Annotated in this window: 12 protein-coding genes; 9 read left to right on the top strand and 3 right to left on the bottom strand. The window is 64.6% G+C overall.

The features are described from left to right. Positions 1–10: 10 nt before the first annotated feature. Positions 11–571, bottom strand: a complete 561-nt coding sequence (locus IB256_RS15710; protein ID WP_192294683.1) for a DedA family protein — start codon at positions 569–571, stop codon at positions 11–13. 233 nt (positions 572–804) lie between these two features. Between IB256_RS15710 and hemB the strand changes: the two genes are divergently transcribed. Together hemB and ppk1 are read left to right on the top strand one after the other, a co-directional pair. Beyond that, a complete protein-coding gene (gene hemB / locus IB256_RS15705; RefSeq protein WP_017521366.1) occupies positions 805–1,818 on the top strand; it encodes a porphobilinogen synthase in 1,014 nt (337 codons plus the stop codon). Between the two features lie 20 nt (positions 1,819–1,838). Next, the gene (gene ppk1, locus IB256_RS15700; RefSeq protein ID WP_192293931.1) at positions 1,839–4,043 is read left to right on the top strand and encodes a polyphosphate kinase 1; all 2,205 of its coding nucleotides are present in this window, start codon (positions 1,839–1,841) and stop codon (positions 4,041–4,043) included. A 155-nt stretch (positions 4,044–4,198) separates the two neighbouring features. Here the strand turns inward: ppk1 and ppx are convergent, their stop codons facing one another. Beyond that, entirely contained in the window at positions 4,199–5,701 is a 1,503-nt protein-coding gene (ppx, locus tag IB256_RS15695) for an exopolyphosphatase (protein ID WP_192293929.1), read from the bottom strand. 190 nt (positions 5,702–5,891) lie between these two features. On the opposite strand from ppx, the gene trxA reads away from it, so the two are divergent. The 4 genes from trxA (at position 5,892) to IB256_RS15675 (ending at position 10,509) form a co-directional block, all read left to right on the top strand. Continuing rightward, the gene (gene trxA, locus IB256_RS15690; protein ID WP_081519510.1) at positions 5,892–6,218 is read left to right on the top strand and encodes a thioredoxin TrxA; all 327 of its coding nucleotides are present in this window, start codon (positions 5,892–5,894) and stop codon (positions 6,216–6,218) included. Positions 6,219–6,456: 238 nt separating this feature from the next. Then, positions 6,457–7,719 carry a transcription termination factor Rho gene (rho, locus tag IB256_RS15685; RefSeq protein WP_015475046.1) on the top strand — a complete coding sequence of 421 codons (1,263 nt, stop codon included), beginning with the start codon at positions 6,457–6,459 and terminating at the stop codon, positions 7,717–7,719. A 105-nt stretch (positions 7,720–7,824) separates the two neighbouring features. After that, entirely contained in the window at positions 7,825–9,291 is a 1,467-nt protein-coding gene (ubiD, locus tag IB256_RS15680) for a 4-hydroxy-3-polyprenylbenzoate decarboxylase (RefSeq protein WP_081519511.1), read from the top strand. 249 nt (positions 9,292–9,540) lie between these two features. Beyond that, positions 9,541–10,509: a CDP-6-deoxy-delta-3,4-glucoseen reductase gene (locus tag IB256_RS15675; RefSeq protein WP_192293925.1), complete on the top strand. Its 969-nt coding sequence runs from the start codon at positions 9,541–9,543 to the stop codon at positions 10,507–10,509. Positions 10,510–10,576: 67 nt separating this feature from the next. Here IB256_RS15675 and IB256_RS15670 read toward each other — a convergent pair whose 3' ends face one another. After that, positions 10,577–11,497 (bottom strand): LysR substrate-binding domain-containing protein, encoded by a 921-nt coding sequence (locus tag IB256_RS15670; RefSeq protein WP_192293923.1) that lies wholly within the window; start codon positions 11,495–11,497, stop codon positions 10,577–10,579. A gap of 241 nt (positions 11,498–11,738) precedes the next feature. Between IB256_RS15670 and IB256_RS15665 the strand changes: the two genes are divergently transcribed. From IB256_RS15665 to IB256_RS15655, 3 genes are read left to right on the top strand one after another with little or no spacing between them, the layout of a single operon-like run. Then, entirely contained in the window at positions 11,739–12,857 is a 1,119-nt protein-coding gene (locus tag IB256_RS15665; protein ID WP_192403189.1) for an ABC transporter ATP-binding protein, read from the top strand. Positions 12,858–12,869: 12 nt separating this feature from the next. Next, on the top strand, positions 12,870–13,796 hold the full coding sequence (locus tag IB256_RS15660) for an ABC transporter permease (RefSeq protein ID WP_192293919.1): 927 nt from the start codon (positions 12,870–12,872) through the stop codon (positions 13,794–13,796). Beyond that, on the top strand, positions 13,796–14,602 hold the full coding sequence (locus IB256_RS15655) for an ABC transporter permease (protein WP_174824627.1): 807 nt from the start codon (positions 13,796–13,798) through the stop codon (positions 14,600–14,602). Before IB256_RS15660 ends, IB256_RS15655 begins: the two co-directional genes overlap by 1 nt. Positions 14,603–14,636 lie beyond the last annotated feature (34 nt).

Here is a 14,636-nt window from a genome sequence, read left to right as displayed (position 1 = left end):
GCCGGGGTGCTCAGTCGGTCTTGCTGGCCTTGAAGCGGCGACGCAGCCAGAACAGCAGGCCGATCACCACGAGGCCACCGAGGACCATGAGCTCGTACTTCTTGATGTTGCCCAGTACCCCTTCCAGCACGCTGCCGAAGTAGAAGGCAGCGCTGCCCAGCACGGTGGCCCAGACGATGGCGCCGATGCCGTTGAGCAGCAGGTAGCGTGCCGGCGGGTAGCCGGACAGGCCGATGGCCACCGGCATCACGGTGCGCAGGCCGTAGACGAAGCGGAAGCTCAGCACCCACAGGTCGGGATGCTTGCGCACGTGCTCCAGGGCCCTGTCGCCCATCTTCTGCCAGCGCGGTTTGCGCGCAAGCAGCTTGCGACCGTGGCGACGGCCGAGGAAATACCAGAGCTGGTCCCCGGCGTAACTGCCGAAGAAAGCCACCGCGATGACGTACTCCAGCTGCATGTAGCCGCGGAATGCCAGGAAGCCGGCCAGGACCAGAATGGTCTCACCCTCGAAGAACGTGCCGAGAAACAGCGCGAAGTAGCCGAAATCCTGCAGGAATTGTTGGAGCATTATCGAGGCAACACAGCGAAATGAACGCGAAGCCTAACTCGGTTGTCGTCCGCAGGGAAGGCACCCCAGTCCGCACAACTGACCTGGAACAAGCCTGTACCGGTGCAGAGCGGCGGCTTGCCGCTGCGGCAGGATGCCGCGACCAAGGGTCACTGTTACCGGTTGTTACCAATCGGTCATAATTCAGGGCTATAACTGTCAGACTGTGCCTGCTGTATCAGGCCCTGGAGTACGCCGTGAGCTTCATTCCCGCCGATCGTGCCTTCCCCTTCACTCGTCTGCGTCGCAACCGTCGTGACGAATTTTCCCGCCGTTTGGTGCGCGAAAACGTCCTGACCACCAACGACCTGATCCTTCCGGTGTTCGTCCTCGACGGCAAGAACCAGCGTGAAGCGGTACCCTCGATGCCGGGTGTGGAGCGCATGTCCATCGACCTGCTGCTAAAGGAAGCCGAAGAGCTGGTAGAGCTGGGCATCCCCGCGCTGGCGCTGTTCCCGGTGACTCCGCTGGAGAAGAAATCCCTCGATGGCGCCGAAGCCTTCAATCCCGACGGCATCGCGCAGCGCGCCACCCGCGCCTTGCGCGAGCGCTTCCCGGAGCTGGGCATCATCACCGACGTGGCGCTGGACCCGTTTACCAGCCACGGCCAGGACGGCATCCTCGACGAGGACGGCTACGTCCTGAACGACATTTCCGTTGATGTGCTGGTCAAGCAAGCGCTTTCCCACGCCGAAGCCGGCGCCCAGGTCGTGGCTCCCTCGGACATGATGGACGGCCGTATCGGCGCGATCCGCGAGGCCCTGGAATCCACCGGCCACATCAATACCCGCATCATGGCCTACTCGGCCAAGTACGCCAGCGCCTACTACGGCCCGTTCCGCGACGCTGTCGGCTCCGCCGCCAACCTGGGCAAGGGCAACAAGGCCACCTACCAGATGGACCCGGCCAACAGCGACGAAGCGCTGCACGAGATCTACGCTGACCTCGCCGAAGGTGCCGACATGATCATGGTCAAGCCGGGCATGCCGTATCTCGACATCGTTCGCCGGGCCAAGGACGAATTCCGTGCCCCGACCTTTGTCTACCAGGTCAGCGGCGAGTACGCGATGCACATGGCTGCGATCAACAACGGCTGGCTCAGCGAGGCGGTGATCCTCGAATCGCTGCTGGCCTTCAAACGCGCGGGCGCAGATGGCATCCTGACCTACTTCGCCAAGCGCGCAGCACAACAATTGAAAAGCGGGGGCTGACCCCGTCGATGAGACGAGCGATGAATACCGAAGGCATTAGCGAAACCGAAGTTATCGAAGCTGACACCACCGCTGAAATCACCGAAGTCGTCGTGGAGGAGGTCGTCGAGGCGACGCCGCCGCCCGTCGAGCCGGCAGTTCCAGCGATCAACGTGGATGACAGTGCCCTCTACATTCATCGCGAGCTCTCGCAGCTGCAGTTCAACATCCGCGTGCTGGAGCAGGCGCTGGACGAGTCCTACCCGCTGCTGGAACGCCTGAAGTTCCTGCTGATCTTCTCCAGCAACCTCGACGAGTTCTTCGAGATCCGCGTCGCCGGCCTGAAGAAGCAGATCACCTTCGCCCGCGAACAGGCCGGCGCCGACGGCCTGCTGCCGCACCAGGCGCTGGCGCGCATCAGCGAGCAGGTGCACGAGCAGGTCGGTCGCCAGTACAGCATCCTCAACGACATCCTGTTGCCGGAGCTGGCCAAGCACGACATCCGCTTCATCCGCCGCCGCTACTGGACGCCGAAGATCAAGGCCTGGGTCCGTCGCTTCTTCCGCGACGAGATCGCGCCCATCGTCACCCCGATCGGTCTCGACCCGACCCATCCGTTCCCGCTGCTGGTGAACAAGAGCCTGAACTTCATGGTCGAGCTCGAAGGCCTGGACGCCTTCGGCCGCGACTCCGGCCTTGCGATCATCCCGGCGCCGCGCTCGCTGCCGCGGATCATCCGCCTGCCCGAAGAAGTCGCCGGCCCTGGCGACAACTACGTATTCCTCTCGTCGATGATCCACGCCCACGCCGACGACCTGTTCCACGGCATGAAGGTGAAGGGCTGCTACCAGTTCCGCCTGACCCGTAACGCCGACCTCTCGGTGGATGCCGAGGACGTCGAGGACCTGGCCCGCGCACTGCGTGGCGAGCTGTTCTCGCGCCGCTACGGCGATGCGGTGCGTCTGGAGGTGGTGGATACCTGCCCGGTGCCGCTGTCCAACTACCTGCTCAAGCAGTTCGGCCTGTCCGAGACCGAGCTGTACCGCGTCAGCGGGCCGGTCAACCTGACCCGCCTGTTCAGTGTCACCGGTCTGGCCAGTCATCCGGAGCTGCAGTCCCCGCCGTTCACCCCGGCGATCCCCAAGCTGCTGCAGAAGAAGGAAAACCTGTTCAACGTGCTGGGCAAGCTCGACGTGCTGCTGATGCACCCGTTCGAGTCCTTCACCCCGGTGGTCGACCTGCTGCGCCAGGCCGCCAAGGACCCCAGTGTGCTGGCGATCAAGCAGACGCTGTACCGCTCCGGGGCCAACTCCGAGATCGTCGACGCACTGGTGGAAGCCGCGCGTAACGGCAAGGAAGTCACCGTGGTGATCGAGCTGCGGGCGCGCTTCGACGAAGAATCCAACCTGCAGCTGGCCAGCCGTCTGCAGCAGGCCGGTGCGGTGGTGATCTACGGCGTGGTCGGCTTCAAGACCCACGCCAAGATGATGCTCATCCTGCGTCGCGAGGACGGCGAGCTGCGCCGCTACGCGCACCTGGGCACCGGCAACTACCACGCCGGCAATGCCCGCCTGTACACCGACTACAGCCTGCTGACCGCCGACGTGGCGCTCTGCGAGGATCTGCACAAGCTGTTCAACCAGCTGATCGGCATGGGCAAGACCCTGCGCATGAAGAAGCTCCTGCACGCGCCCTTCACCTTGAAGAAGAACCTGCTGGAGATGATCAACCGCGAGGCCGCCCAGGCTGCCGAAGGCAAGCCGGCGCACATCATGGCCAAGGTCAACTCGCTGACCGACGCCAAGGTCATCCGCGCGTTGTACAAGGCCAGCCAGGCCGGCGTGAAGATCGACCTGGTGGTACGTGGCATGTGCTGCCTGCGTCCGGGCGTGCCGGGCGTGTCGCACAACATCCAGGTGCGTTCGATCATCGGCCGCTTCCTGGAGCACAGCCGGATCTACTACTTCCTCAACGGCGGCGAGGAGAAGCTCTATCTCTCCAGCGCCGACTGGATGGAGCGCAACCTCGACATGCGCGTGGAGACCTGCTTCCCGGTGGAAGGCAAGAAGCTCGTGCTGCGCGTGAAGAAGGAGCTGGAGTCCTACCTGAGCGACAACACCCAGGCCTGGGTGCTGCAGTCCGACGGCAGCTACGTGCGCCAGAGCCCCAGCGGCAACCAGAACGCCCGCAATGCCCAGGCGACCCTGCTGGAGCGCCTGTGCACGCCGGTGATCAGCGTTCGCTGATCTGCCGTCGCTGCATAAAGAAGCCCTGCCTTGGCAGGGCTTTTTCATGGGCGTGTTTTTGTTGGAGCGGGCATGTCCCGCTCCTGCAGGTCATGCCTGGAAATGCAAAGGCCCCGGCGCGCAAGCGCCGGGGCCTTCGTCTGTCGCGGGGGAGATCAGCTCACGCTGAGCGAATAGCCCACGCGCTTGAGCCATTCGGCTTCCTGCTCGAAGTCCGCCTGGGTCAGCGGGTTGGCGGCCAGCCAGCCGTCCGGGAAGCGCACGTCCAGCGACTTGCCGGAGGCCTTCAGGGCCACGGCCGGCATTTCCTGCGTGCCACGGATGTGGTGGAAGAGGATGGCGAAGCGCAGCACGATGCACAGGCGGATCAACTTGTCGCCCTCGTCGCCGAGCTCGTTGAACTTGTCCACCGGGATGTTGCGGCGGTGGCCGCGCACCAGCAGCGCCAGGGTCAGCTGGTCCAGGCGCGAGAAGCCGGCCAGGTCCGAGTGCTCCAGCAGGTAGGCGCCGTGCTTGTGGTAGTGGTAGTGGGCGATGTCCAGGCCCAGCTCGTGGACGCGCGCGGCCCACATCAGCAGCTCGCGGTGGCCCTCGTCGTTCAGGTCCCAGGCCTTGGCGACCTGGTCCAGGGATTCCAGCGCCTTGGCCTCGACGCGCGCAGCCTGTTCCGGATCGACGTGGTAGCGCTCCATGAGGGCGCCGATGGTGCGCTCGCGGACGTCCTCGTGGTGGTGGCGGCCCAGCAGGTCGTAGAGCACGCCTTCGCGCAGGGCGCCTTCGGAGTGGGTCATGCGGGTCAGTTCGAGGGCATCGAACAGCGCCTCGAGGATCGCCATGCCGGCCGGGAAGATCGGTCGGCGGTCCGGCTTGATGCCGTCGATGTCGAGTTTCTCGACCTCGCCCAGCTTGAACATCTTGCGCTTGAGCCAGGCCAGTCCTTCGGGGTTGATCTCGCCGTTGCCATGGCCGCCGGCCTGGATCGCCAGGCAGATCGCGCGGATGGTGCCGGAGGCGCCGACGGCCTCGTCCCAACCCAGGCGGCGCAGGCTGTTCTCGATGCTCATCAGCTCCAGGCGGGCCGAGGTGTAGGCCTGGGCGTAGCGCGCCGGGGTGATCTTGCCGTCCTTGAAGTAGCGCTGGGTGAAGCTCACGCAGCCCATCTGCAGGCTCTCGCGCAGTTGCGATTCGAACTGCTGGCCGATGATGAACTCGGTGCTGCCGCCGCCGATGTCGACCACCAGGCGCTTGCCGGGGTTGTCCGGCAGGGTGTGGGACACGCCCAGATAGATCAGGCGCGCTTCTTCACGGCCGGAGATGACTTCCACCGGGTGGCCGAGGATCTGGTCGGCTTCGCGGATGAATTCGGCACGGTTGCGCGCTTCGCGCAGGGCGTTGGTGCCTACCACTCGAACCGAACCCGGCGGCATGCCATTGATGAACTGGGCGAACTGCTTCAGGCAGTCGTAGCCGCGCTGCATGGCTTCCGCGGTGAGCATGCGGTCCTCGCCGATGCCGGCGGCCAGCTGGACCTTCTCGCCCAGCCGCTCGAGGATGCGGATCTCGCCGTGATCGGCCTTCGCCAGGACCATGTGGAAACTGTTCGAGCCAAGGTCAATGGCCGCGATCATCGGAAAGGTCTTGGCAGGGGTATGGGGCATAGGGGCGGGTCCGGATAAATACGGGAGACATCCTGCCATTTTAGGCAGGTAGTGCCAATGAAGGGGTTGTCACCGATCAGAAGTCACCGCGGCAGCGATAGATACACTCAATCGGCTGCGCCTTTCGGTGTGGGCCGAGGCGGGATATGATGGCGGACACTTTTTCGCATCCGATTGACGGAGAGAATACATGAGCGAACATATCGTCAATGTTACCGATGCCAGCTTCGAGCAGGACGTACTGAAGTCCGATAGTCCCGTGCTGGTCGACTACTGGGCCGAATGGTGCGGCCCGTGCAAGATGATCGCCCCGGTACTCGACGAGATCGCCAAGGACTATCAGGGCAAGCTGAAAGTCTGCAAGCTGAACATCGACGAGAACCAGGACACCCCGCCGAAGTACGGCGTGCGTGGCATTCCGACCCTGATGCTGTTCAAGGGCGGCAACGTCGAAGCGACCAAGGTCGGCGCGCTGTCCAAGTCGCAGCTGGCTGCCTTCCTCGACAGCAACATCTAAGTCGAAGAAGCCCGAAAAACCCCGCCAATGCGCGGGGTTTTTTCGTTATTGCCCCTAGACGCTCCGAAACTCGGGTGTTAAATTCGGGCGCACAACGATTATTTTGTTGTCCCCTGCAAGCCGTCGCCGACGCACTTCCCATTCGAATTCCAAGCGATCCTGTCCGTCATCTACGGCGCGGCTCTTCAAGCATTACGCTTGTTCCCTTTTCCCCTTTCAGCGTATTTACGTCCCTTCTATGAATCTGACCGAACTCAAGCAAAAGCCGATTGCCGAATTGCTGGAAATGTCCGATGCCATGGGCCTGGAAAACATGGCCCGTTCGCGCAAACAGGACATCATCTTCGCGCTGCTGAAGAAGCATGCGAAAAGCGGTGAGGAAATCTCCGGTGACGGCGTGCTGGAGATTCTCCAGGATGGCTTCGGCTTCCTGCGCTCCGCCGATTCCTCGTACCTGGCCGGCCCCGACGACATCTACGTTTCGCCCAGCCAGATCCGTCGCTTCAACCTGCGTACGGGCGATACCATCATCGGCAAGATTCGGCCGCCGAAGGAAGGCGAGCGTTATTTCGCCCTGCTGAAAGTCGACTCGATCAACTTCGATCGTCCGGAGAACGCGAAGAACAAGATTCTCTTCGAGAACCTGACGCCGCTGTTCCCGACCAAGCGCCTGACCATGGAGGCCGGCAACGGCTCCACCGAGGACCTCACCGGCCGTGTGATCGACCTCTGCTCGCCGATCGGCAAGGGCCAGCGCGGCCTGATCGTCGCCCCGCCGAAAGCGGGCAAGACCATTATGCTGCAGAACATCGCCTCGAACATCACCCGCAACAACCCCGAGTGCCACCTGATCGTCCTGCTGATAGACGAGCGCCCGGAAGAAGTGACCGAGATGCAGCGCACCGTGCGCGGCGAAGTCGTCGCTTCCACCTTCGACGAACCGCCGACCCGCCACGTGCAGGTTGCCGAGATGGTGATCGAGAAGGCCAAGCGCCTGGTCGAGCACAAGAAGGACGTGATCATCCTGCTGGACTCCATCACCCGTCTGGCCCGTGCCTACAACACCGTGATCCCCAGCTCCGGCAAGGTGCTCACCGGTGGTGTCGACGCCCACGCCCTGGAAAAGCCCAAGCGCTTCTTCGGCGCCGCGCGCAACATCGAGGAAGGCGGTTCGCTGACCATCCTCGCTACCGCGCTGATCGAAACCGGCTCGAAGATGGACGAAGTGATCTACGAGGAATTCAAGGGTACCGGTAACTCGGAACTCATCCTCGACCGTCGCATCTCGGAAAAACGCGTGTTCCCGGCGATCAACATCAATCGCTCCGGCACCCGTCGCGAAGAACTGCTCACCGGTGAGGAAGAGCTGCAGCGCATGTGGATCCTGCGCAAGATCCTCCACCCGATGGACGAGATCGCCGCTGTGGAATTCCTCCTGGACAAGCTGCGCCAGACGAAGACCAACGATGAGTTCTTCGATTCGATGAAGCGCAGCAAGTAAGCGCCTCTCGAACCGCACAAGGCCGGGGAAACCCGGCCTTCGTGTTTCTGCAAGGCGCTGATAGGCGGTAGACTGTCGCATCATCCTGCCGCCATCGAGACCCTCATGCAGTATCGCGACCTGCGCGAGTTCATCGCTGCCCTGGAGCAGCGCGGACAGCTCAAGCGCATCCAGGCGCCGGTATCCCCGGTGCTGGAAATGACCGAGGTGTGCGACCGCACCCTGCGCGCCAAGGGCCCGGCCCTGCTGTTCGAAAAGCCCACCGGCTATGACATCCCCGTACTCGGTAACCTGTTCGGCACGCCCGAGCGCGTGGCGCTGGGCATGGGCGCCGAGGACGTCTCCGAACTGCGCGAGATCGGCAAGCTGCTGGCCTTCCTCAAGGAGCCCGAGCCGCCCAAGGGGCTGAAGGACGCCTGGTCCAAGCTGCCGATCTTCAAGAAGGTCATCAACATGGCGCCCAAGGTCCTGCGGGACGCGCCGTGCCAGGAAGTGATCGAGGAGGGCGACGACGTCGACCTGTCGAAGTTGCCGGTGCAGACCTGCTGGCCTGGTGACGTCGCGCCGCTGATCACCTGGGGCCTGACGGTCACCCGTGGGCCGAACAAGGAGCGGCAGAACCTGGGCATCTACCGTCAGCAGGTGATCGGCCGCAACAAGGTCATCATGCGCTGGCTCAGCCACCGCGGCGGTGCGCTGGACTTCCGCGAGTGGTGCCAGAAGCACCCCGGCCAACCTTATCCGGTGGCTGTGGCCCTCGGCGCGGACCCGGCGACCATCCTCGGCGCCGTGACCCCGGTGCCGGACAACCTCTCCGAGTATGCCTTCGCCGGCCTGCTGCGCGGGCACAAGACCGAGCTGGTCAAGTGCATCGGCAACGACCTGCAGGTGCCGGCTAGCGCCGAGATCGTCCTCGAAGGGGTGATCCATCCCGGCGAGATGGCCGATGAAGGCCCGTACGGCGACCACACCGGCTACTACAACGAGGTGGACCGCTTCCCGGTGTTCACCGTCGAGCGCATCACCCGCCGGCAGAAACCGATCTACCACAGCACCTACACCGGCCGCCCGCCGGATGAGCCGGCGATCCTCGGCGTGGCGCTGAACGAAGTCTTCGTGCCGATCCTGCAGAAGCAGTTCCCCGAGATCACCGACTTCTACCTGCCGCCCGAGGGCTGCTCGTACCGCATGGCGGTGGTGACCATGAAGAAGCAGTACCCCGGCCACGCCAAGCGCGTGATGCTCGGTGTCTGGTCGTTCCTGCGACAGTTCATGTACACCAAGTTCGTTATCGTCACCGACGACGACATCAATGCCCGCGACTGGAACGACGTGATCTGGGCCATCACCACGCGCATGGACCCCAAGCGCGACACGGTGATGATCGACAACACCCCGATCGACTACCTGGACTTCGCCTCGCCGATCTCCGGCCTGGGCTCGAAAATGGGCCTGGACGCCACCCACAAGTGGCCGGGCGAGACCAGCCGTGAATGGGGCCGGGTGATCGAGAAGGACCCGGCGGTGACCCGTCGCGTCGACGAAATCTGGGCGAGCCTGGGCATCGACTGATGCGCGGGTAACCTTGTAGGAGCGGGCTTGCTCGCGAACAGGCGAGATCAAGAGCCCCTCACCCTCACCCTAACCCTCTCCCGCAAGCGGGAGAGGGGACCGTTCGCTACAGGATGACGCCATGGTGTCAGCCGGCACGGTCTACCCCCTCTCCCTGAGGGAGAGGGTTGGGGTGAGGGGGAAGTGCTGGCACGGAGCATCCAGAAGAAATCGGTTGCTCCGGAGAAATCAGAAGAACGAGAACATCGCTTGAAAGTGACCTTGCAACCCTCCGGCGCCCAGCTTGAGCTGCGGCCCGGGGAACGTATCCTCGACGGTGCGCGGCGCCTGGGCTACGAGTGCCCGCAGAGCTGCCGCAACGGCAACTGCCATATCTGCGCGGCGCTGCTGGTGGAAGGCCGCGTGCGCCAGGACGGCGAGGTGCGCGACCACGGCGAGCTCTTCACCTGCCTGGCCGAGCCGCTGGAAGACTGCGTGCTGCACTGGGACGGTGTGCTGGCCCCCGGCGAGCTGCCGGTGCGCAGGCTGTCCTGCCAGCTGAGCCTCTGCGAGCCGGTGGGCGGCGACGTCTGGCGCGTGCGCCTGCGTGCCCCGGCCGGCAAGCCGCCGCGCTACCACGCCGGGCAGTACGTGCTGCTCGAGCGCGAAGGCAGCGACCCGGCGGCCTTCTCCCTGGCCTCCGCGCCGCAGGAAGGGCGTGACCTGGAGCTGCACATCCTGGCCCGCGAGAACAGCGCCATCGACCTGCTGACCCAGTTGCAGCGCGACCGCTTTGCCCGCGTGCAGATGCCCTTCGGCGACGCGCACCTGGCCGATCTGCCGGACGGCCCGCTGGTGCTGATCGCCGCCGGCACCGGCATGGCGCAGATGCACAGTCTGATCGAGTTCTGCCGCGCCACTGGTTTCGCCCACCCGGTACACCTGTACTGGGGCGTGCGGCGCCCGGAGGATTTCTACGAGCTGCCGCACTGGGAGCAGTGGGCAAGCGTGCCCAACCTGCATCTGCACAAGATCGTCAGCGACCTGTGCGGCTGGCAGGGGCGCTGCGGTCTGCTGCATGAAGCGGTGTGCGAGGATTTCGCCGAGCTGTCCGGCCTGCGCGTCTACGCCAGCGGCTCGCCGGCGATGGTCTACGGCACGCTGGACGCGCTGGTGGCGGCGGGCATGGACCCGCATCAAATGCGCGCCGACGTCTTCGCCTACGCCCCACGAGGCTGATTCAACTGTCTAGCGTCGTTGGAGCGCCTCGCCGTGCCAGTCGCACTGTCTTCGGCACTCCGCCTAGCTATTCAGTCGACTCAGTCTCGTGGGTGGCATGTGGCGAGAACTCCTCCTGCAAAGCCGCGCGAATCCAGTCCTCGAACCAGGCCACGTCGGCGCTCACCGCGCCGGTGGGCAGCAGCAGTTGGTAGCTCTCCAGCGGCACCTCCTCGGGTAGCGGTCGCACCAGCGTGCCGGTGGCCAACTGGTGCTTCACCAGCACCAGGTTGGCCAGGGCGATGCCGTGGCCAGCCTCGGCCATGGACAGCGCGTGGTCGTTGCTGACGTAGAGCACGTCGGAGTTCACCCGCAAGTCCAGCCCGATGGTGGACAGCCAGAGGTTCCACCATTCGCCGTCGTCAACGTGGATCAGCTTGTGCTGCGCCAGTTCGTGCACGCTGCTCAGCGGGCCGTGCTCTTCGAGGTAGGAGGGCGAGCACACCGGGAAAACCGCCGGCCGCACCAGGGTACTGTGGCACTGCGGATAGACGCCGGGAAGCCCGTAGACAATCCCCAGATCGGCGCTTTTTCCGTCCACTTCGGTGAAAGTCGGGTTGGGCTCCACCGCCACTTTCAGGCCTGGGCGCTGCTGGCGCAGGGTTTCCAGGCGCGGCATCAGCCAGCGCTTGGCGAAGGCCGGCACCACCAGGATCTTCAGCCACCGTGCGGTGCCGCCGGGGGCCAGTTCATGGCCGGCGTCGGCGATCTGCTGCAGGGCTGTGGATATCTTCGCGTAGTAGCGCTGCCCGGCCGGCGTCAGGCTCACCCCGCGCGGGGTGCGCTCGAACAGCTGCACGCCCAGCCAGTCCTCCAGCAGCTTCACGTGACGGCCGATGGCCGGCTGCGTCACATGCAGGTCTTTCGAGGCGGCGACATAGCTGCCCAGCCGGGCGGCGGCCTCGAAGGCGCGGACGGCATTGAGCGGCGGAAGACGCTGGATGGACATGGGCTTGGCCTCAGGGGTGTCAGTTTTTCTGTTGTTAAATTATTTAATATCGAATGTAAGAAAATTGAGCTTTTCGCTCAACCACCTTTCTTCGAATATCCGCTCCAGCAGCATCACCACAATATCGAGCCGAACCCACGGCCAGCGCTGCATCCAGCGACTACTCCAGCCCTGCCAGAACAACTACAAGATCCCCCGGCTGCCAGCGTGCGGCAAACGGGAAGGATGCGGAGGTTTCACCATGAATGCCCTGCACAGCCTGCAGACGGCGGCGGTTTCCATCCGCTCCGTGCGCAAGGTCTACGGCGACCCGGCCAGCGGTCCCGTCGCGCTCAAATGCGTCGACCTGGACATCCGCGACAATGAGTTCTTCACCCTGCTCGGCCCCTCGGGCTGCGGCAAGACCACCCTGCTGCGGATGATCGCCGGCTTCGAGTTCCCCACCTCCGGGGAAATCCAGCTCTACGGCGAGAACATCGCCGACCGGCCGCCCTTCGAGCGCCCGGTGAACACCGTGTTCCAGCACTACGCGCTGTTCCCGCACATGACCATCGCCGAGAACCTGGCCTTCGGCCTGGAATCCCACCCGATGGGCCAGCGCATGAGCAAGGCGCAGGTCGCCGAGCGCGTCCACGAGATGCTTGCCCTGGTGCAGATGGAACGCTTCGCCCAGCGCAAGCCGACCCAGCTCTCCGGCGGTCAGCAACAGCGCGTCGCCCTGGCCCGCGCTCTGGCGCCGCATCCGAAAGTGCTGCTGCTCGACGAGCCGCTGTCCGCACTCGACCTCAAGCTGCGCCAGGCCATGCGCGAAGAGCTCAAGGCGATCCAGGCCAAGACCGGTATCACCTTCATCTTCGTCACCCACGACCAGGAAGAAGCCCTGACCATGTCCGACCGCATTGCCGTGCTCTCCGAGGGCGAGGTGCAGCAGGTCGGCCGCCCGGACGACATCTACGAAAACCCGCGCAACCGCTTCGTCGCCGACTTCATCGGCGAGACCAACTTCCTCCCGGCGCGGGTCGAGAACTTCACCGGCGACTGCGCGCAGTACCGGATCCCCGGCGACCAACTGATCGAGGCCCAGGCTCGCGAAGGCCTCAAGGTCGGCGCCGAGGTCACCCTGTCGATCCGCCCCGAGCGCCTGCAGCTGGTGGCCGAGGACACCCCGTCCGCCACACCCTGCACCGTCGTCCAGCAGATCTACCTGGGCACTGACCTGCAGTACCAGGTCAGCCTTGCCGACGGCACCCGCCTGACAGTCCGTGCGCCCAACAGCGCCGGGCAACGCGGGCGCCTGGCCGCCGGGCAACGCGCCGGGCTGCTCTTTGAAAAAGGCAGCGCCAGCGTCCTGGTCGACTGAGCGGAGGTGAACATGAACCGGTTATCCACAACCGCCGGCAATTCGCTGGAGCGGCGCCAGGCGCTGCGCAGCTTCCTCGGCGTGTCGCCCGCACTGGTCTCCATCGGGCTGTTCCTGATCGTGCCGATCTTCATCGTGGTCGGTTACTCGCTGATGCAGGCCAACCCCTACGGTGGGGTGAACCCGCACTTCAGCATTGACGCCTATGTCTCGCTGCTGTTCGAGCGCCAACTCGACGACAGCCTGGCCTTTGCCGACTCCTACGTGATGATCGCCCTGCGCTCCATCGGCATCGCCGCGGCGACCACCGTCATCACCCTGCTGGTGGGCTTCCCGGTGGCGGTGTGGCTGGCCATGCAGCCGGCGCACCGTCGCGGCCTGCTGATCTTCCTGATCACCGTGCCGTTCTGGGCCAATCTGCTGATCCGCACCTACGCCTGGATCCTGCTGCTGCGTGGCACCGGCGTGGTCAACGGCACACTGATGAGCTTAGGGCTGATCCACCAGCCGCTGAACCTGCTCTACACCGACGGCGCCGTGCTGCTGGGCCTGGTCTACACCTACGCGCCCTTCGTCGTGCTGCCGATCTACGCCACCCTCGAGAAGATGGACATGCGCCTGCTCGAAGCGGCCCAGGACCTCTATGCCGGACGCATCCGTACCCTGCGCAAGGTGGTCCTGCCCATTGCCCGTCCGGGCATCCTGGCCGGCGCCATCCTCACCTTCGTGCCGTGCCTGGGCGCGATGATCGCCCCCGAACTGCTCGGCGGCGGCACCAAGATGATGCTCGGCAACCTGATCTTCCGGCAGTTCAGCGACTCGCGGAACTGGCCCTTCGGCGCCGCGCTGTCGCTGGTGCTGATGGGAGCCGTGATGCTGGTGCTGATGTTCTACGCGATGCGCGCCGAACGCCTGCGCATTGCCCGGGGAGGTGAATGATGCTCTCGCTGCTGACCAAACGCCGTCTGGGTGTGCAGGATTTTCGTGGCTTCGGCGCGCTGAGCTTCCTGTTCTACCTGTACCTCTACGCGCCCATCGTGGTGCTGGTGGTGCTCTCGTTCAACGCCAACCAGTCCGCCACCGTGTGGACCGGCTTCAGCCTCGACTGGTACCGCAGCGCCTTCGCCAACCAGGCGCTGCGTCAGGCCGCCGGCAACAGCCTGCTGATCGCCGTGTGCGCCAGTGTGATCGCCACGGTGATCGCCACCCTGGCCGCGCTGGGCACCTCGCGCGGCGCCAAGTTCAAGGGCCTGCGCCTGTCCATGGGGGCGATCATGCTGCCGCTGGTGCTGCCCGAGATCGTCGTCGGCGTCGCCACCCTGGCGCTGTTCTCCACCCTCGGCCTGTCGCTGGGCTACGGCAACCTGATCATCGCCCACACGGTGTTCTGCATCCCGTTCGCCTACCTGCCGATCCGTGCCCGTCTCAACGACATGGACCTGTCCCTGGAGCAGGCCGCCGCCGACCTCTACGCCGGCCCCTGGCGGACCTTCCGCAAGGTGACCCTGCCGCTGCTGATGCCGGGGATCTTCTCCGGGCTGATGCTGGCCTTCATCGTCTCGCTGGATAACTTCGTGATCTCGATGATGGTCTCCCAGGCCGGCACCACTACCTTGCCGATCTTCATCTTCGGCCTGCTGCGCATGGGCGTGACGCCTGATGTGAATGCGGTGTCGACCCTGATCCTCGGCGTGTCCGTGCTGTTCGTAACCCTGTCCTACCTGCTCGGCAAGAAGAAGGCCTGAGCCCACATACCGGAGTAGAAGATGAGCAAACTGA

This window comes from Pseudomonas sp. PDM17, from assembly GCF_014851985.1.
Taxonomy (GTDB): Bacteria; Pseudomonadota; Gammaproteobacteria; order Pseudomonadales; family Pseudomonadaceae; genus Pseudomonas.
The sequence above is the reverse complement of the archived record's forward strand: the minus strand, read 5'-3'. Positions and strand labels throughout refer to the sequence as shown.

Coding starts and splice junctions, on each gene's coding strand:
- IB256_RS15660 (WP_192293919.1), top strand. CDS start 12,870: ATGAACCGGTTATCCACAACCGCCGGCAATTCGCTGGAGCGGCGCCAG.
- trxA (WP_081519510.1), top strand. CDS start 5,892: ATGAGCGAACATATCGTCAATGTTACCGATGCCAGCTTCGAGCAGGAC.
- ppx (WP_192293929.1), bottom strand. CDS start 5,701: ATGCCCCATACCCCTGCCAAGACCTTTCCGATGATCGCGGCCATTGAC.
- IB256_RS15655 (WP_174824627.1), top strand. CDS start 13,796: ATGCTCTCGCTGCTGACCAAACGCCGTCTGGGTGTGCAGGATTTTCGT.
- ppk1 (WP_192293931.1), top strand. CDS start 1,839: ATGAATACCGAAGGCATTAGCGAAACCGAAGTTATCGAAGCTGACACC.
- ubiD (WP_081519511.1), top strand. CDS start 7,825: ATGCAGTATCGCGACCTGCGCGAGTTCATCGCTGCCCTGGAGCAGCGC.
- IB256_RS15665 (WP_192403189.1), top strand. CDS start 11,739: ATGAATGCCCTGCACAGCCTGCAGACGGCGGCGGTTTCCATCCGCTCC.
- IB256_RS15670 (WP_192293923.1), bottom strand. CDS start 11,497: ATGTCCATCCAGCGTCTTCCGCCGCTCAATGCCGTCCGCGCCTTCGAG.
- rho (WP_015475046.1), top strand. CDS start 6,457: ATGAATCTGACCGAACTCAAGCAAAAGCCGATTGCCGAATTGCTGGAA.